A 19,026-nucleotide genomic window follows, 5' to 3' on the forward strand; every position below is an offset into this window, starting at 1 on the left:
TTTTCGTAATCACCCAGGAGTTATTACCGTGTTTAGTCGCCGCCGCATCAATCGCCGCGCAGGTGCCAAGCAATCCTTGGTACTCGCTGCCGTGGCGACCCTTGCCCTGACACCCGTTGCCGTTGTCGGCGCAGGTGCCGCTTATGACCTCATTGAGGAAAACGGCGCCGGCCCCATCGACCCGGTTGTCCAGAGCAAGTCGCTTGCAGACAGCGTCTCCGTTCTCGTCGAAGATGCAGCAATCGCAACGCAGTCGCTTGCCGACGAAGCTCATCCCAACCGCGGTGTCGTCAAGGAAATTACCTCCGATACCGAGTTTTCCCAGTTTGCGCTGACGTGGGCCGGTGACCCTGATATCGCCAGCTTCGTCCGCGCCGAGCGAGCAGACGGCTCCTGGTCCGACTGGTTCAGCGTTGACCCGGACTACCCCGCTGAAGGCAATGGCAACGGCCTGAACGGAACGGAGCTCATCTACATCGAGCCAACCAAGCGCGTTCAGGTTTCCACCCACGGACTTAACATCTTCGGTCCGGGTTCCGGCGTGGATCTGAAGGACATCAAGGGCGCTGAGAAGCTGGATCTATCCAAGCTCAACCTCGACGAAATTAATGCTGAGGGCGCGAAGAAGGCCGTGGAGGATGCAAAGGATTCCGCTACGGATGCGGCCAAGGATGTCGCCGAGGCCGCTTCCGACTACCAGCTGACTCCGGATGCAGCTCCTGGGGACGCACTCGATGACCCGACTGCTCCGAGCGCTAACGACGCTGCAAATCTGGACTCGCCGAATCTCCCAGTGAAGTGGACGGACATCGAACCGGTCGCCGATGAACTGCCGATCGACCAGGTCGACGCAGTGCTAATCGACGGCCAGGCTGCTGCATCCGGCATCGACCCAATTGTGGATGCCAAGAATGTCACGGGCATGCCGAAGGTCATTACCCGTGCCGGCTGGGGCGCCAACGAAAACAACCGCTGTAAGGGCGCGGACTACGACAGCAAGCTTGTCGGTGCCACCGTGCACCACACCGCTGGTTCAAACAACTACACCGAGAGCCAGTCCGCTGGTATCGTCCGCGGCATCTACCAGTACCACGCACAGACTCTGGGCTGGTGCGACATCGGATACAACGCTCTTGTCGACAAGTACGGCAACATCTACGAGGGCCGCTACGGTGGCCTGGATAAGAATGTCCAGGGCGCACACGCAGGTGGCTTCAACACCGGTACTTTCGGCATCTCCATGATGGGTAACTACTCTTCGGTTGCTCCCAGTGAGGCTGCACTGAACTCGGTGGGCAATATGATCGGTTGGCGCCTGAAGGTCGCCGGCATCAAGCCGACCGGCCAGATTCAGATGACTTCGGGTGGCACCAGCTACTCCAAGTATGGATACGGCCAGCAGGTCACTCTGCCGACAATCTTCGCGCACCGCGACGTTGGTAACACCACCTGCCCAGGTGATGCTGGCTACGCCCAGATGAGCAAGATCCGCTCGATTGCCGAGAAGAAGTACAACTCTCTCACCAGCGGAAAGATTGATAATGAGGGCCCTGACGGCTTGATTGATCTCCTCGTTCCGCAGGATGAAAAGGACGATAAGACCACCGAGAACACAGACTCGCAGTCGAGCACGTCGACCTCTACTACCTCGACCACTTCGACCACCTCGGCATCGACGGGTACGTCCACGACCTCGTCCTCCGAGAAGTCCTCGAGCGCATCGAGCGCATCGAGCACCACTTCGTCGACAACGTCGAGCTCCGACTCGACCACCTCGGGCACTTCGGATACCTCGGAGCCAACCGACGCCACGAACACCAGTGACACTGCTACGGCTGACTCCTCCGCACCGTCGGCAAGCGAGCAGAGCAACTCCTCCTCGCCGAGCGCATCCGACGAGCAGCAGAAGGCACAAGCTCTGGAGACAGTCTCGGGTGCACGTTCGATGCTGGCCTCGGCGCTGGGCATGCTCGGCGCACCGGGGCTCGGACAGACCGCCGATGCGATTCTGGGTGCCGTTGGACGCTCGATTGAAAACGGCCCGTCGATCGCTGACCTGCCGGTCCTGATTGACCAGATCATCACTATCAATGAGCAGAACGACCTGGCTGCCGAATGGCGCCAAGTTTCCGAGGAAATGGGCTCCGTTCTCGGTTACGCAATGTCCGGTATCCAGAGCGGTTCTACCGTGGCGAACAATGCTGGCCAGGCCGATGCCCTGCGCTACGTGAAGTTCTCCAACGGCGTAATCACCGACTCCGACACCACCGGCGCTCACGCTATCTGGGGCAAGATTGCTGATGAGTGGGCCCGCCAGGGCTTCGAGGTCGGCAAGCTGGGCGCTCCGACGAAGACCCAGGTGGTCGATGGAAACATCGAGCGCGCTGAGTTCCAGAACGGTTCAATCACCTTCGACCGCACCACCGGCGAAGTCAAGACCGAGCTGAAGTAAACGCTGTCGAGCGCTGGGTGAGCTAGCTGGCGCGAGGAAACCCTCGAGGCTAGCTAGAACCAGCGCTCCAGCACACGAGCAACACCGTCATCATCATTGGTGGCGGTGATTTCGTCTGCAATCTCCTTGACGTTGTCAGCCGCATTGCCCATGGCCACACCCGTGCCCGCCCACGACAGCATCTCGATATCGTTCGGCATGTCACCGAAGCAGACCACATCTTTCGCGGTCGCTCCGACCAGTTCAGACACGTATTCCAGCCCGGCGCGCTTAGTCACGCCCGGCGCGGACACCTCCAACAGCCCGTCCGGCATGGAGTAGGTCACGTGCGCCAAGCTCGCGTCAATTGCGGGAGTGACCAGCTCATATAGCTGGGCACTGTTCACATCTGAGTTTCGCAGCAAGAGTTTCGTCGCGGGTTCTGACAACACGGCCTCTTCAGCAAGCTCACCGTGCTCATCCGATTCCCACGCATGGTCATAGGACGGCGCCACCACAAAAAGCTCATCGATGGCATCATTCGCCGACGTCCCAGCGCGCTCTGCCGCAATGCCGATTCCACCGATGGATCGCGCCGCTTCGCGCGCATGCTTGACGACGTATCGCAGCGTCTCCGGCTTCAGTGTGTTGGCGGCAACCACTTCATCACGGCCGGAGTCGTAAATCACGGCGCCATTGGCACACACGCACAACGGCTGAACCGGCAGCTGCTCGAGCACTGGTTGCAACCACCGAGCCGGCCTTCCCGTGGCCAGCACCAACGGGGTTCCGCGGCGTAGCATTCGCGTGACGGCCTGTCGCAGGCGGGGAGTTACCCGCTCCCGCGAGTCGATGAACGTCCCGTCAATATCCGAAGCTACGAGTAGTGGATGTAGTCTCTCGGTCACTTCGAACTACTTGCCGTCCTCACTGTTGTCATCTTCACCGTCATCGCAGAACCGGTCGTGCAACAACTGCAGCGTTGCGGCTACTCCCCCATGCTCGACCGTGTCGATTACCCAATCCGCGTTCTTCAGCAGGGACCAGTCCGCATCGGCCATAACTACCGGCATGCCGACACGCTGTGTGGCTTCCTCAAAGTTCGAGCGACCGGCAAAAAGAATCGCGGTTTCTTCCTTGCGAGCCTGCTTGCGCAGCGTGCTAACCACCGCATTTGTGACGTCCAGTTTGCTGGCGCCCTCCGGGAGTTCCACGACCTGCAGGTCAACCGACTCCAAAGCCGATAGATTCGGCTTATCTCCCGGTTCGTGCAGAACAACGATTGTGGCTCCGGCATCGCCGAGCTGCTGCAAGGCCTTCATGTTTTCTTCGCTGATATTGCCCGCGTCGTCGGCAAGCGATGCGGGGTAATCGAAGATGAACGTCTCCGGCTGAGCGGTGATGAGCCTGTTCAAGCGCTGTGGAAGCTTGTCGCGGATCATCATCGACTGGCCGATAAGACGGTAAACGGTCTGCTGCGTCTGTTCGACACCGGAGGCGGAGGCCTTCTCTAGCTGCACGTACGCTTCGCGGAACGTCACGCGCATCGAATCCGTGGCAGTACGCACGGACTCCTTGCTCTCCTTGGCACCGGCGACGACATCATCAGCCATCTGTTCCACAGACTGACGGAACTGCGCCAACAAGGCGGTCGTCTGTTCCCTTCGGCGAGCAGATTCCGCGCTCATCGTTTGCGAGGCATCGAGGAACTGCTGCCTGGTCTGATCGCCGAACTCACGAGCGCTATCGCCGAATTCACGTGCCGACTCAGCTAGCTTTTCCTTGAATGCGGCCAGATCACCGCGCAAATGACGGATACGCTGACGCTCTTCTTCGACTTTCAGGTCCTCTGCCTGGGCCTCTTCGAAAGTCGGTGCGCCGCCGCCAAGGCGAGCCGGTACCCAGTAGGCGCCCTTCGGCAGGGGACCTTCTTCAGCTGCGTACTCGTCCCAGAGCTGACGGACACCCTGATCCATGATTTCGTGTAGCTTTTCGGTGGCTTCTGCCGGATCGCCCTCCGGGGTCCACGGCGGCAAAACCGTAATATGAATCGGAGTATTGCTGCGGCCGAGATGCTTGGGGTGCCCCTTCGTCCACACGCGCTGGGATCCCACAATCAGCACTGGGATGATGGGCTTGCCGGTGCGCTGCGCCATACGCACCGCACCCGACTTCAGATTCTTGACTTCAAAGCTGCGCGAGATAGTCGACTCCGGAAAGATGCCTACCAACTCGTCGTTTTCCAACTTTGCGCAGGCCTCTTCGAAAGACTTGGAGCCGTCGGTGCGGTCGACCGGAATGTGCTTACAAGCACGCATGATTGGTCCTGCGATCGAATGGTCGAAGACTTCCTTCTTCGCCATAAAACGGACAAAACGGCGGTGCTTGCGGAATGGAAGACCGACATAGGTGAAGTCCATGTATCCGGTGTGGTTAGTAACGAGAACGGCGCCAGAGTCTTTCGGCACGTTTTCCCAGCCCTTAACGGTGAACTTCAAACCTTGGGCAAAGAAGACGGTGCGCGCCAATCCGATAATCGTTAAGTACACAGGATCCTTGAACATGGCCTTTACTCTACAATCTTTCGCACCCCTTAGCGGGGCAATATGTACTGGTATCTGAGACTCGTGAATAAATGTCGTTACAGGCTCATATTCATGTGTAAATGCGAGCGCAGTTCCAGTCATCGCCTCTCAAATACGCCACACGCCCGCCGTGCACCCATTGCCCACCCATCAGCCATCTTTGATACCCCCATTATGGGGGGGTTCATTGCCAGCCGACTTTCAGTCTAAAAGTGGAAAACCTCTATTAACATAGCCATCTACCTGCGGAAAATCGGACAACATTACTGGCGCGATTTTCGTGACTTTTTGCCCCATTATTTATATCTACGTAACCGTAGGTTGGCGCTCACAAGTAAGCCGAGTTTTGGTAACCTGAGCCGTGAGCCGAGAAATTCTCTTCGACGAAAAATCAACGCCCCCACCGGGAAGGATTGGAAAATGTCGTCCTCTTCATCTCTCGCCCCATCTGCAGTTCTAAATAAGGAACAGCATGAAAAGACCTGGGAGAAATTCGGTACCGAGCAATACGACGTCGTCATTATCGGCGGCGGTTCTGTAGGCGCTGGCGCTGCACTCGATGCCGCAACCCGTGGTTTGAAGACTGCGGTCATTGAAACTCGTGACTTCGCAGGCGGTACCTCCAGCCGCTCCTCCAAGATGTTCCACGGCGGTCTGCGCTACCTGCAGATGTTGGACTTCCGCCTGGTAGCTGAATCCCTGCGCGAGCGCGAACTGTCCATGTCGCACCTGGCACCGCACCTGGTTAAGCCACTGCGCTTCGTCTTCCCGCTGACCCACCGCGTGTGGGAGCGCCCGTTCATGGCATCGGGCTTCTTCCTTTACGACGTCATGGGTGGCGCCAAGCAGGTTCCAATGCAGAAGCACTACTCCCGCAAGGGAACCCTGAAGCAGGCTCCGGGCCTGAAGGAAGATGCCGTGGTTGGCGGCGTTCGCTACTACGACACCCTGGTTGACGATGCCCGTCACACCATGACTGTCCTGCGCACCGCTGCTCACTTCGGCGCTGATGTCCGCACCTCCACTCAGGTTGTCGACTTCGTGAAGGAAGGCGAGCGCATCGTCGGCGCGAAGCTCCTTGACACCGACACCGGCGCCACCACCACCATCCGCGGCAGCGTTTTCGTCAATGCCACCGGTATTTGGTCCGATGAGATTGAGAAGCTGGCTGGCGTCACGGGCAAGTTCCGCGTCCACACCTCCAAGGGTGTCCACATTGTTATTCCGAAGTCCGCTCTTGAGGGCTCGGTGGCAATGACCTTCGTGACCGAGAAGTCCGTCCTGTTCGTTATCCCGTGGGGTGAATACTGGATTATCGGTACCACCGACACCGACTGGACCATGAATTTGGCCAACCCGGCAGCTACCCGCGCTGACATCGACTACATCCTCGATCACGTCAACGCCAAGGTTCGCCGTCCAATTACTTACGACGACATCGTCGGTGTCTACTCGGGTCTGCGGCCACTGGTGGAAGGCGACTCCGACTCCACCACCAACCTCTCCCGCAACCACGCTGTTGCCCACGTTGCCCCGGGCATGGTTTCCGTCGCAGGCGGTAAGTACACCACCTACCGCGTCATCGGTGCTGACACCATCGACGCTGCAGTCCAGGACGTCCCCCGCAAGGTACCGGAGTCCGTCACTGCAGATGTCCCGCTGCTCGGCGCTGACGGCTACCACGCACTGAACAACCAGAAGCCAGCCCTGGCCAAGCAGTTCGGTATCACCGAGAAGCAGGTCGAGCACCTGCTCAACCGTTACGGCTCCCTCATCTACGAGGTTCTGGCTCCGACAGCCGAGGACAAGTCCCTGCTCGAGCCGCTGGAGGCTGCTGAGCAGTACATGCGCGCTGAGGTTCTCTACGCCGTGACTCACGAAGGCGCAATGCACCTCGACGACATCCTGGAGCGCCGCCTGCGTGTCTCCATGGAGTACGCACACCGCGGTGTCGACAGCGCCCGGGCCACCGCTGAACTGGTTGCCCCAGCTCTGGGTTGGGACAAGGACACGATGGAGAAGGAGATTAAGGTCTTCATCGAGCGTGTCGAAGCAACTCTGGCAGCTGAACGTGAGCTGACTGACAAGGCCGCTAACGAGATTGCTGCTCATGCAGTGGAGACTCGCGCGGACGTCGATGTCAGCCTCGACCGCTAGTTTGCCCCTCCCCCGGTGGCCGTACTAGTTAGTTCTTAGATGGCCACCAACGCTGTAGCCATAACGAAATAGCTTTCCCTCTTGGGAAAACGGCTTTGCACTTCAAGGGGCTAATGGGCTCGAAATAAAAGTGCCGGCGAAAAGAATCAGTTCTCGCCGGCATTTCTTATACCTAAAAGTTTACGTTGCACGATTCCTCGTGGCCTTTCCCGGTCACGACGCACAGAGAGTTTCACATCTCATGGAGACAATCACAGGATCCCAGGCATTCCTCTGGGAGTTTTTCGGAACCGCCATTCTAATTCTGCTCGGTAACGGAGTCTGTGCCTCTATCAACCTCCGGACTACTCGCGCAGCAAACGCTGGCTGGATGGGCATCGCCTTCGGTTGGGGTATGGCAGTTTTCGCTGGCGCATCGATTGCCGACGTATCCGGTGGCCACTTGAACCCAGCGGTAACCGTTGCCCTAGCAATCAAGGGCAGCCTGGCCTGGAGCCTGGTCCCTTACTATGTCGCAGGTCAGCTGTTGGGCGCATTCGTAGGTGCAATCCTGGCATGGGCCGCTTTTAAGCAGCTGTTCGACGCCAATGGTGTCGACGAAAACGGCAACCCAACCAATGCGAATGCCGAAACTGGCGGCAACTTCTTCACCGCGCCGGTTCACCCAAATAACTTTTGGAATGCCGTCACCGAGTTCATCGCGACCTTCGTTCTGCTCGCATTCATCCTGTTCGGCCCAGCCGGCGGCGAACTTGGCCCGCTGACCTACTTCGGTGTCTCGTTCATCATTGTGTCGATTGGTCTTTCCCTTGGTTCCCCGACCGGATACGCCATCAACCCTGTTCGTGACCTCGGCCCGCGTTTGGCCTACGCTTTCGTGCTCCCGATTAAGGGCAAGGGCGATGCGAACTGGGCCTATGCATGGGTTCCGATTGTCGCACCGATGCTGGCAGCCGTGGCTGCAGGCGCTCTTGCCTTTGCCATCGGATAACGGGAATATGAGAGATATCGCACAATAAAATATCGCAAGCCTGAACACTCACATTTACACACAATTTCGCTAGGAGTATCCCCCATGACGCACAGCAAATACGTCCTCGCCATTGACCAGGGAACTACTTCCACCCGCTGCATCATCTTCAACCATGACGCAGAAATCGTCACTGTTGCACAGATGGAACACAAGCAGATTTTCCCGGAAGAGGGCTGGGTCGAGCACGACGCTCAGGAGATTTGGACCAACACTCGTCGAGTAGTCAGCGAAGCTCTCGCCGATGTCGACATTGCTTCCCAGGATATTGATGCCATCGGTATCACCAACCAGCGTGAAACCACTGTCGTCTGGGACAAGAACACTGGTGAACCGGTCTACAATGCCATCGTCTGGCAGGACACCCGCACGAATGAGATCTGCAAGGAACTCATGGGGGATGAAGGCGCTGACCGCTGGCGTGAGACCACGGGCCTACGTATCAACTCCTACCCAGCTGGCCCGAAGGTGCGCTGGATTCTCGACAACGTCGAGGGAGCTCGCGAAAAGGCTGAGGCTGGCGATCTACTCTTCGGCACCATCGATACTTGGCTGCTGTGGAATCTCACCGGTGGTGCAGAGGGCGACAACGGCGAAGACGCAGTTCACGCAACCGACGTCACCAACGCCTCCCGTACTCTCCTGATGGACCTCAAGACCCTCGAGTGGGATGAGGACATTTGCCGTGAAATTGGCATTCCGATGTCGATGCTGCCTGACATCCGACCGTCGGTAGGCGACTTCGGCCGTATCCGCGCCCGCGGTTCTCTTGCGGAGCGACCGATTACTGGCATCCTCGGCGACCAGCAGGCCGCCATGTTCGGCCAGGGCTGCTTCGGCGAGGGCGACACCAAGAACACCTACGGCACTGGGCTGTTCATGCTAATGAATACTGGTGAGAAGCCGAAGTGGTCTGACCACGGACTCATCTCCACCGTCTGCTACCAGGTCGAGGGAGAGAAGCCGGTCTACGCGCTCGAGGGCTCCGTCTCCATGGGCGGCGCACTTGTTCAGTGGCTGCGTGACGAGCTGCAGATGATTCCGAATGCGGCATCCATTGAGAACAAGGCAAAGAGCGTCAAGGATAACGGCGGCGTGTACATCGTGCCGGCCTTCTCCGGTCTTTTTGCTCCTCGTTGGCAGCCGGACGCTCGTGGCGTCATCGTCGGTTTGACCCGTTTCGTCAACCGAAACCACATTGCCCGTGCTGTGCTGGAGGCTGCTGCGTACCAGACCCGCGAGGTCCTCGACGCCATGGTCGCAGAATCCGACACGGACATCACAACGCTGAGCGTTGATGGTGGCATGACCATGAACGAGTTCCTCATGCAGTTCCAGTCCGACATCCTGAATGTCGCTGTCACACGCCCGAACAACATTGAAACCACGGCCCTTGGTGCGGCATACGCTGCGGGCCTTGGCATTGGCTTCTGGTCGAACCTGGATGAGGTCAAGGCTCACATCACGATTGACAAGAAGTGGCGTCCGAAGATGGAGGCCGAAGAGCGCGATCGCCTGTTCCACCAGTGGAACCGTGCCGTTGAGCGCACCTATGGTTGGGTCGAGGATACGGATGCTGAGGAGGCACCGAAGCCTGAATAAGTCCTCGTAAGAGCCGAAAAATAGCCCGGAAAACCTATTCGGTTTTCCGGGCTATTTTTATTATAAATTCAGGGCTTGTTTGTTATAATAAAATTATTATAACTATCATCCACTCCTCGATTGAAAACAGAAAAGAGCAATCATGCGTCGCGCATCAATTTTCACTGCGAGTGTGACCACCGCCCTGACTTTGGCCCTGGCCACCCCGGCAGCATCAGCAGCCCCAACGGACTTCATCAAGAACCCGCTGGAACCAACTCCCGACCCGCAGTCCACTGCAATGGTCGAGCTGCCCACCACCCCGGCACCAACCACTACGGTTGACGGACGCCACGTTACGGTCACCGACGGCTACATGACCTCACAGGATGGCAAGGGCACCCAGATTTACTGGAAGTCCAACACCATCCCGAATGCCAAAGCCACTGTCGTCGTCGTGCATGGCGCTGCAGAACACCTGGGTCGCTACGAGTGGGTAACCGGCAAGCTGCTGAACGCCGGCTACAACGTTTACCGCATTGACCACCGTGGGCACGGCCACTCGGGCCAGGTCGAAGGAACCCCAGTTGCCCGTGGCCATATTGATGATTTCCACTCGCTTGTCGATGACCTGCACATGCTCGTCGAAAAGGCCAAGGCGGAGAACCCGAGCACGAAGACCTTCCTGCTCGGCCACTCCATGGGCGGCCTTGCCGTGGACTTCCACGGCATCAAGTACCCGGGCAGTGTCGATGGCATTGTCGCCAACGGTGGTGGCGCTCTTTTCAACCCCTACGGTGGCACGGACGAGGGCGAAACCATCACCCCAGAGGCCATGACCGATGTCCAGCGCGAGGCGCAGCCGACGATTTACCAGCGCCTGCCATTCCAGGACATGACCACATTCAACACTCGCATGCTCAAGGAAGTGCCGAACCGCACCGAGATGCGCGTGCCATCACTACCCGGCAGCGACTTGATTCAGCTTGGCAACCCGCTGGGTTCGAAGACCTCTTCTTCGCAGGCAGTGCGTGATGAGTACGAAACTGATCCGTACAACAACTCCAAGCTCTCGCTCGGCATGGCTCAGCAGATGGCTTTTGCCGCCACCTACAACGGCACCAACTCCGTCGACTTTGTTGAGCCGACCCTGGTCATGATGGGCGGCCAGGATGAGATTGTGCCGCCGTTCTTCTCGCGCGACTGGTACAACGGCATCTCGTCCACCGACAAGCAGCTGATCGAGTTCGAAGGCCAGTTCCACGAGACCTTCAACGAGCCGGCACAGCACGAGGCCATTGCGACGGCTATTGCCTGGCTTGATGCGCGTATCTAATTGAACGCTAAATAGGAACCGAACCGCTTCCTAGCAGTTACGAGTTCTCCATAGAGCTAACCCGGTGGAATGAGGGGCGATTGCCTTCTGGCAATTGCCCCTCATTTTCTTTGCCCTGCCCTCTCCGCGCCGTATAAAGCATGCAGTACTTGGCAATACAAACTACTGTGCGTATAGTTGGTATTACAAGGTACTAGGTATGAAAAGTATTCTGCCTGGGCAGATTCCTCCATACCGCCGGAAAGAAAGCACAACGCTATGCCCAAACGTCCACAGACACAACTGAAGAAAGGGGTACTTGAGCTCGCCATTCTCAAGCTGATTTCTCGCGAAGAGCTCTATGGCGCGGCACTCGTCGCAAAGCTCAACGCCTACCCCCACCTCAGCGCGCCCGCGGGAACCGTCTACCCCCTACTCTCGCGGCTGACCACCAACGGCTTGATTAGCAATCGCTGGGAGGAATCCCCCAAAGGGCCGCCGCGCAAGTACTACTCACTGACAGCCAAAGGAAAGCAAACACTCACGCAACTGCATCAGGACTTCATCGACCTATCCGCCGACATGACCGCACTATTTTCCGAGGAGCCCCAATGAACACCTACCTCACTGCCATTGACCACAAACTGCGCGAAATCGGCATATCGCACGCACAACGCAAGGCGATCATCGCCGAGCAGGAGAGTCTTCTGCAAGAGCTTAACGACGTCCACGCGGACCTGACCGAAGAGCTGGGAACGGCGACCGACTACGCAAATTGCGTAGCCGAACAAGTTGGCGAACCAAACACCTTGCGCAGGTACCTCTCCAAACCGCTTCGGGTATTTACCAAAAGCGGTCGCGCTTCCCTGTGGAACATGGACGACCCGCGGATCCTCCAACCTCACCTGTTGGGTTTTGGCTGGTCTATCAACTGGGCCGCAGTAGCGACCAAGCTGGGGATTGTCCGACCGGACGATATTGACGGTGAGGTTATCTCTGAAATTCCAGCTCGCACACTGCAGGCGACCGCTCTTCTCCCCGCGGCCGTGACGGTTGCGCACGGAGTCGCACTGGCTATGTCCTGGAAGCAGTTGCCTGCAGAAGTCCACACCAAATGGAAGCTAAACGGCGAGGCAGTTCAGAAGACAGCACCGAAGGAAACTCTGCTTCTTCCCTTCGTGGTTTCTACGGTCGGAGCTGGATTTTCAGCTGCTTCGCTGCTCAAGGCAGATGACCGTGAAGACGCGCTGCGCGTTGCGTCCCTAGGCGCGCTCGCAAGCACAATTGCGCCATCTCAGCTGATCGGCATTCTCACGGAAGAAAACTCCAAGCTCAATCCAGCATTTGTGCGAGCTGGCGTTGCCCTCACTTCGGCCGTGGCTTCGTCTGCCTGCCTCGTCCTGCCCCTCCGAGCTGGGCTGAAGGCTGCGTGGAAGAAAGCTGGAGCAGCTTAAATCACGGTGCAGGATACATCAGCAGGTGAAAGACACATCAGCAAAATTGCTGTAATCCCGAATGTTGTACACAACCTCTACCACCTCGAGTGAGGCTATCCCCCTGGTTCAGTTGTGTTTTCGGTTGTGTTTCTACTCTCAACCTTCCTGGTGTTTTTACCTTCTCAATCCCCCAATTAATTTTTTAGCGCAGCTAAACAAGTCACGCCTGAAAAAAGCCACTTCACGACACAGGCGTCACCTCATGCCAGCTGTGGAGGTGGCATGAGGTGACATAGGTGTCGTGAAGTCGCGGATGAACTGGGGCGGGGCCGCACCTGCTTAACCGGCTCGCTTAACCGGCTCGCTTAACCGGCTCGAGAACTTCCTTGCCCATCATGAACGGGCGCAGCGCCTCCGGAATCACCACAGAACCATCGGCCTGCTGGTGGTTTTCCAGAATGGCGACCAGCCAACGCGTCGTGGCCAGCGTGCCATTTAGGGTGGCGCAGTACCGAGACTTGCCATCGGCATCGCGGTAGCGGGTCTTCAAACGACGAGCCTGGAAAGTCGTGCAGTTCGAAGTCGAGGTCAACTCGCGGTAGGTGTTCTGCGTCGGCACCCATGCCTCGGTATCGAACTTGCGGGCAGCCGATGCACCCAGGTCACCACCAGCAACATCGATGATGCGGTACGGAACATCGACCGCGGCCAGCATCTCGCGCTCCATGTTCAGCAGCTTCTGGTGCTCTGCCTCCGCCTGCTCCGGCGGACAGTAGGAGAACATCTCCAGCTTGTCGAACTGGTGTACGCGCAGGATACCGCGGGTGTCCTTGCCGTAAGAGCCCGCTTCACGACGGAAACAGGAAGACCAACCAGCGTAGCGACGCGGCCCCTCCGACAGGTCAATAATCTCGTTGGAGTGGTAGCCGGCCAGCGCGACTTCCGAGGTACCGACCAGGTAGAGGTCATCTTCCTGCAGGTAGTAGATCTCATCGGAGTGCGCACCGAGGAAGCCAGTACCCGACATGGTCTCCGGACGAACCAGCACCGGCGGCACCATCAGCTGGAAGCCATTCTGAGTTGCCTTCTGAGCAGCCAGGTTCATCATGGCCAACTGCAGCATGGCACCGTAACCGGTCAGGAAGTAGAAGCGGGAACCGGAGACCTTGACGCCACGCTCCATATCAATAAGACCCAGCGACTCACCGAGGTCCAGGTGATCTTTGGGCTCAAAGTCGAACTGTGGAATCTCACCGATTTCCTCCAGCACGACAAAGTCATCTTCGCCGCCGGCGGGCGCACCCGTAACGATGTTGCCAATCAGGTACTGCAGGCGCTCGACCTCAGCCTCGGCTTCCTTCTGCTCCGCTTCGGCTGCCTTCACGGCGTCGGAAAGCTCCTTGGCCTTCTCCAGCATGGCCGGGCGCTCTTCCTTCGACGCCTGACCAATCTTCTTGCCGAAGCCCTTCTGCTCTGAACGCAGCGCGTCGGTGGAGGCAATAACCTCACGGCGCTTAGCGTCAGCTTCCAGCAGCTGATCGACCAATGCCGGGTCCTCACCACGGGTGCGCTGGGACTCGCGGGCTACTTCAGGGTTTTCGCGAAGAAATTTGAGATCAATCACGTCCCCTAGAGTACCTGGTTTACGTCGGCAAGCAGGCACAAGGCTTGCTAGAGTGCCGCTTCCGCTCCTGAGGCGACCAGCAGCGCGCCGAGGACGAGGAAGATCACGCCGGCGACAGTGTCAATCCACGGCCCTGCCAGCACCATTCGCTTGACGACGGCATCCGTCGACACCACGATTGCGATAAATAGGAAGAAAGCGATTTGGGAGACGATTAGCACCAACGTACAAAGCACAAGCGTCCCCACGGATGCGCCTGCGGGAATGAACTGTGAAAGCACTGCCGCGAGGAAGAGAACAATCTTCGGGTTCGACATGTTGGTGAAAAAGCCCTGGCGGAACGTCGCCTTCGGCGACCGGAGCGCCTCGCTTCCCAGGGCTGGTGCGGCACCGGCGCGCAGTTCGCGGAGAGTATTGATGCCTGCCTTGGCCATACTGATACCCATGTAAATGAGATAACAGCCACCGACAAGCTGGATTACGCCCATCAGCAAAGGATTGGCGGTGATGACAGCTGCGAACCCAAAAACTGTGAGGGTCATCCAGATAGTGGCGCCAGTACTGATACCCGCAACCGCTGCGATCGCGTGCTTTCGGGATTTGGTGGCAAGGCGCAGGATTAAGAAGACGTCAGGCCCTGGTGAGGCCATACCAATAATGTGGACGCCCAGCAGGCTGAGTAGTGCAGTCCAGGTCAAGACTCGTGTCCTCGGGTAGCGAACAAATACCGGACTATTGTAGTGCCTGAAGTTATTGAGCAAACTCGGACCGCAAACTCGGACAGAGCGTTACCTTGTCCACAGGCTCATTGGCGGTGCACAATGGGGTCACTATGGCTGATGACAATATGAACCAGGATCGCGAGCACGCTGCCGCCACAGACACTGACTCCGGTGCAGGTACTGGCGCAGATGCCAGCGCTGGTGCATCCTCCGCAGCCGGCAACGATGCCAACGCTTCGAATAACTCCCGTGGAAGCTGGGGAATGCGCGCTTTGTCGACGGCAATGCTGGTTGGCGCCGCGGGAATGGCATTCGCGCTGCAAGCGGGAGTCATCGAGCCACCGAGTGGGCCACTTGGGGGCAAGGGTTCGTCGGCAAGCGCGTCATCGTCGACAACGACGACCATCGTCGACAAGGAGACGACGGCGTTCACCAGCGCAACCGCGGGCAACTGTCTGGACTGGAATCTGGCAGAAGATTTGAATGTTTCTGACTTCCGCGTCGTGCCCTGTGAGCAGCCGCACGCTTATGAGGTCGCCAAGAAACTGAATCTCGCCGATTACGAGGAACATCCGGGGCAATACGCCAAAACTGCCAACTACCCGACAGCGGACAATTTGGTGGCTCTGCAAAATGGCGTGTGTCGCAACACTGTGACTGAATACCTGGGCGGCCAGTACGATCCAGACGGTCGATTTATCACGGCGCCGATCATTCCTTCACCTAGCCAGTGGGAAAAGGGTGACCGAACCTTCCTGTGCGGTATCCAGGTCGTCGATGAAGACGGCAACACGGCGCACATGTCCGGTCCTGCGGCCGGGCAGGACCAGTCCCGCGTGTTCGAGGGCGGCCGCTGCGTGACATTGGACGAAAACGGCGCCATCCGCCAGGTGCCGTGCGTGGAAGATCATCTGATGGAGTCGACGGGAGTTGTCAATCTCCGCGACCATTTCGGTGACAACGTCCCCACTGACCAGGAGCAAAATGATGTGCTCGCGGAACAGTGTGTGACTCTCGCGCAGAATTACCTCGGCGGTGACGACCCGCTGTATAACTCCACGCTGCTGCCATTTTGGACATCACTGTCGCAGGAGTCGCTCAATGCCGGCTCGCGCAGTGTGAACTGCTGGTTGATTAAGGACAATGGCCAGGGCGGGTTCTCCACTCTCAACGGCCACGCTAACGAGTCCTTCACTATCGACGGCCAGCCGCCCGTAGCTCCGCCACCGCGCAATCCGCTGCGGGAGGAGCAGGGTGACGCTGGCGCTGGCGCTGGCACAGGTGACGTCGGTGAGGTCGGTGCCGACGGTACTGGCGCAGGAGCAGGCGCTGCGGATAACGCAGTCGCTCCCGCCGGACAATAGAACAATCGGCCAGTAAAACAAGAGGACATTGCGAGGCAGCACCATAAATGGTTGACGTTAGCCCGGAGCGGTTCGATGCACTTGTCGATGAGGCCATCGACCGCATCCCCACGCAGTTTCTCGACCAGCTCGATCAGGTCATCATCCAGGTCCACCCGTATAACCTCGACGAACCCACACTGCTGGGCCTCTACGAGGGCATACCTCTGACCGAGCGTTCTAACAACCACTGGGGTCCGCCTGACCAAATCAGCCTGTATCGCGACATGCTCTGCCGCATCAGCCGCACCGAAGAGGAGCTGGTGGAGCAGATTCGGGTCACTCTCCTGCATGAGATCGGGCATTATTTCGGCCTCGAGGAGGAGGATCTGGACCGACTCGGCTACGGATAAGTTTGTCCCGCCGTGCACGGTCTCGTCCCTCTCGCGATGCTGTCCCCTCCCCTCTTCTTCCCTGTAGCCTTAATAACCATGAGCGACAACTCGAGCGAGAAGCCAGAAATCAGGGTCGGCGACAGGGAGCGCAACGCTGCCATGGAGCGTCTCGGCAATCATTTCGCTGATGGCTACTTGGATGTCGATGAGTTCTCCAAACGCGCCGAAAGTGCTGCTTCCGCTAAAACTCGGGCAGAACTGCAAACTCTCTTCGCGGACCTGCCCGCTGAGGTCTCCCCCGAGAGTTCACAGGGCACCCCGGCTAATCCGCAGCATCAAAGTGTCGATCAAGAGCTGCAAAACCTGATGAAAAAGGGCCGCCAGCTCAACATTGTTGATTCTGCTGCAGGCGTTATCGTATGTGTCACTATCGTTCTGATGTTTTTCACCAATATCGATAACGCGTGGCTCGGCTTCATCGTCGCTGCGGCCGTTGCCCTTATCGGGCGCGCCGCCTTGAACATCAATGATGACGAAGAAGAGCTCCTCAACGAAATCAACGAAGAGGAATCCAAGCGTCGCACGGAACGCCTACGCCTGGCAGCGCAGAAGCGCCGCGAGATTCAGGAAGGCCAGCAGTAACGGTCAGCAGTAACGGTCGCCGTTTCGCTCCCTTCTAGGGCAACTCGCTGTCGCCCCAGCGACGCACATCCCACGCGCGCGGTTCAATGCCAGCACGCTTGCCGACGGCCGCTGCGTTCGGAACCAGCTCAATTCGCTCGGTATTGGCAATGCGGTGTCGCAGTGCGTATTCCGGATCCACCCCGGTCAGATACTGCCCAATCAGACGAATAGCCGCGCCGTGGCTGACAATGACGACATCCTTGCTGCTGCCCTCCCTGGACTCCTTGGATTCACCACCTGTCGCTCCTGCCTGCTCCAGCAGCTGCTGTAGCGTCGGCAGGTATCGGTTCAGCACGTCAGCACCGGATTCACCGCCGGGAAGACGATACTCCAGCTCCCCATTGAGCCACTGGTAGAAGGCGCGCATGTACTCCATGTGCGCATCGCGATCATTGCGCCCCTCAAGGTCGCCGGCCTGAATCTCGTGGAGACCACCCTCATGGCGGATGCGAACGGAAGTCTCTCCCAGGCGGTGCAGACTCGCGACCGCGCCTGCACCAGTTTGGCGTGCACGCAGGGCATGGGATGTGACGATGTCACCGATTCTGTGGACGTCGGGAAGCAAAAGACGTCCCAGACTGCGCGCCTGCCTCACACCGAGGTCGGTGAGCGGTGCGCCCGGCAATGCGGTATCCAGGCGGCGGTTGATGTTGCCGGTGGTCTGCCCGTGGCGGATGAAAATGATGCGCTGGGAATCAACCGGCATGACAGATTCAGGGCGGTCTGGGCGGTCATCGAGGAAAGGCAGCTGTCCAACTGGATTTTCGGGCGCGGCGGGTGTCATGTTTTACCTTCGTCCTTCCTTGAGCGCGTCGACCCATTCAATTGACTGGGAGATATCCGGCGGCGGGGTCATAATGCTGCGGCGACCGCCCTCAGCGACCGGCCAAGATCCCAGATACCGCAGGTCTTCGGCGTATTCGTGCAGTGCCGCGAGAGCCGCCGCAACCTGTGCATCATCAACGTGGCCGTTGCAGTCAATGTAGAAGCGGTAGAGGCCGAAGAGCTCTCGTGTCGGCCGCGACTCGATGCGGGTGAGGTTGACCTGTCGCACTGCGAACTCATTCATGGCGCGCATCAGTGTGCCGGGCTGGTTCGGCAGCGTGAAGGAGACCGAGGTCCGGTCGGCACCGGTGCGCGGCGTCGGCACACCAGGGCGCCCCACCAGCAGGAAACGGGTTCGGGCACCGCGCACGTCGGCGACCTCAGTGGCCAGCGCCTCAAGTCCGAGCAGCTCACCCGCGCGGGCCGGGGCAGCGCAAGCGTCGTGGGTACCCTCGGCGACCTGGTGAGCCGCCGCCGCATTGGAGCTGGCCTGATGAACTTCCACGCCCGGAAGGTTGGCATCCACCCACTGTTTGACCTGCGGATACGCCACAGGATGTGTCGTAAAAGTACGCACCTGTTCCGCCGTCGTACCGGGACGGACCAGGATAGAGAAGACCACCCCGACCTCGGTTTCACGGAAAACCTGCAGCTCCGGCCCAGCAGCGAGGGCATCAAAAGTTGGTGTGACGGGACCGTCCACGCTGCTTTCGATAGCCACGCAGGCAAAGTCCGCTTCCCCTCGGCGCACGGCTCCAAGCGCGGCCGCGGGACTATCCACCGGCACCGCATTGACCGCGGATTCCCCTGCCGGATCAATCTCGCCAGCACGCGCCATGTCCCACAGCGCCTGCTCGGTGAATGTGCCCGCAGGACCCAAATAAGTAACCGTCGTCAT

16 protein-coding genes are annotated in these 19,026 nt (G+C 58.7%); 10 read left to right on the forward strand and 6 right to left on the reverse strand.

Annotated elements, in window-relative coordinates:
• Positions 1 to 28: 28 nt before the first annotated feature.
• Entirely contained in the window at positions 29 to 2,452 is a 2,424-nt protein-coding gene (locus EGX79_10795) for a hypothetical protein (GenBank protein AYX82614.1), read from the forward strand.
• 53 nt (positions 2,453 to 2,505) lie between these two features.
• On the opposite strand, the gene EGX79_10800 is transcribed toward EGX79_10795, so the two are convergent.
• Complete coding sequence (locus EGX79_10800; GenBank protein AYX82615.1) at positions 2,506 to 3,339, reverse strand: Cof-type HAD-IIB family hydrolase; 834 nt, start codon at positions 3,337 to 3,339, stop codon at positions 2,506 to 2,508.
• 6 nt (positions 3,340 to 3,345) lie between these two features.
• A complete protein-coding gene (locus tag EGX79_10805; GenBank protein AYX82616.1) occupies positions 3,346 to 4,995 on the reverse strand; it encodes a 1-acyl-sn-glycerol-3-phosphate acyltransferase in 1,650 nt (549 codons plus the stop codon).
• 441 nt (positions 4,996 to 5,436) lie between these two features.
• On the opposite strand from EGX79_10805, the gene EGX79_10810 reads away from it, so the two are divergent.
• The 6 genes from EGX79_10810 (at position 5,437) to EGX79_10835 (ending at position 12,553) form a co-directional block, all read left to right on the forward strand.
• Complete coding sequence (locus EGX79_10810; protein ID AYX82617.1) at positions 5,437 to 7,173, forward strand: glycerol-3-phosphate dehydrogenase/oxidase; 1,737 nt, start codon at positions 5,437 to 5,439, stop codon at positions 7,171 to 7,173.
• 250 nt (positions 7,174 to 7,423) lie between these two features.
• Positions 7,424 to 8,164 carry an aquaporin family protein gene (locus EGX79_10815; GenBank protein ID AYX82815.1) on the forward strand — a complete coding sequence of 247 codons (741 nt, stop codon included), beginning with the start codon at positions 7,424 to 7,426 and terminating at the stop codon, positions 8,162 to 8,164.
• A gap of 84 nt (positions 8,165 to 8,248) precedes the next feature.
• A complete protein-coding gene (glpK, locus tag EGX79_10820; GenBank protein AYX82618.1) occupies positions 8,249 to 9,805 on the forward strand; it encodes a glycerol kinase in 1,557 nt (518 codons plus the stop codon).
• 142 nt (positions 9,806 to 9,947) lie between these two features.
• Positions 9,948 to 11,120, forward strand: a complete 1,173-nt coding sequence (locus EGX79_10825) for an alpha/beta fold hydrolase (GenBank protein AYX82619.1) — start codon at positions 9,948 to 9,950, stop codon at positions 11,118 to 11,120.
• A 258-nt stretch (positions 11,121 to 11,378) separates the two neighbouring features.
• Positions 11,379 to 11,714 carry a PadR family transcriptional regulator gene (locus EGX79_10830; protein AYX82620.1) on the forward strand — a complete coding sequence of 112 codons (336 nt, stop codon included), beginning with the start codon at positions 11,379 to 11,381 and terminating at the stop codon, positions 11,712 to 11,714.
• Complete coding sequence (locus tag EGX79_10835; protein ID AYX82621.1) at positions 11,711 to 12,553, forward strand: hypothetical protein; 843 nt, start codon at positions 11,711 to 11,713, stop codon at positions 12,551 to 12,553. Before EGX79_10830 ends, EGX79_10835 begins: the two co-directional genes overlap by 4 nt.
• Positions 12,554 to 12,887: 334 nt before the next feature.
• On the opposite strand, the gene EGX79_10840 is transcribed toward EGX79_10835, so the two are convergent.
• Positions 12,888 to 14,159, reverse strand: a complete 1,272-nt coding sequence (locus tag EGX79_10840; protein ID AYX82622.1) for a serine--tRNA ligase — start codon at positions 14,157 to 14,159, stop codon at positions 12,888 to 12,890.
• 47 nt (positions 14,160 to 14,206) lie between these two features.
• A complete protein-coding gene (locus EGX79_10845) occupies positions 14,207 to 14,857 on the reverse strand; it encodes a LysE family translocator (protein AYX82623.1) in 651 nt (216 codons plus the stop codon).
• A gap of 116 nt (positions 14,858 to 14,973) precedes the next feature.
• Here EGX79_10845 and EGX79_10850 point away from each other — a divergent pair, with 116 nt between their 5' ends.
• From EGX79_10850 to EGX79_10860, 3 genes are all read left to right on the forward strand, one after another.
• Positions 14,974 to 16,245: a hypothetical protein gene (locus EGX79_10850; protein ID AYX82816.1), complete on the forward strand. Its 1,272-nt coding sequence runs from the start codon at positions 14,974 to 14,976 to the stop codon at positions 16,243 to 16,245.
• 47 nt (positions 16,246 to 16,292) lie between these two features.
• A complete protein-coding gene (locus EGX79_10855) occupies positions 16,293 to 16,637 on the forward strand; it encodes a metallopeptidase family protein (protein AYX82624.1) in 345 nt (114 codons plus the stop codon).
• A 78-nt stretch (positions 16,638 to 16,715) separates the two neighbouring features.
• A complete protein-coding gene (locus EGX79_10860; GenBank protein AYX82625.1) occupies positions 16,716 to 17,261 on the forward strand; it encodes a DUF1707 domain-containing protein in 546 nt (181 codons plus the stop codon).
• A 34-nt stretch (positions 17,262 to 17,295) separates the two neighbouring features.
• Here EGX79_10860 and EGX79_10865 read toward each other — a convergent pair whose 3' ends face one another.
• Entirely contained in the window at positions 17,296 to 18,087 is a 792-nt protein-coding gene (locus EGX79_10865; protein AYX82626.1) for a histidine phosphatase family protein, read from the reverse strand.
• Positions 18,088 to 18,090: 3 nt separating this feature from the next.
• Entirely contained in the window at positions 18,091 to 19,026 is a 936-nt protein-coding gene (gene pheA / locus EGX79_10870) for a prephenate dehydratase (GenBank protein ID AYX82627.1), read from the reverse strand.

Origin of the sequence: Corynebacterium jeikeium (assembly GCA_003955985.1) — a bacterium.
GTDB lineage: Bacteria > Actinomycetota > Actinomycetes > Mycobacteriales > Mycobacteriaceae > Corynebacterium > Corynebacterium jeikeium_D.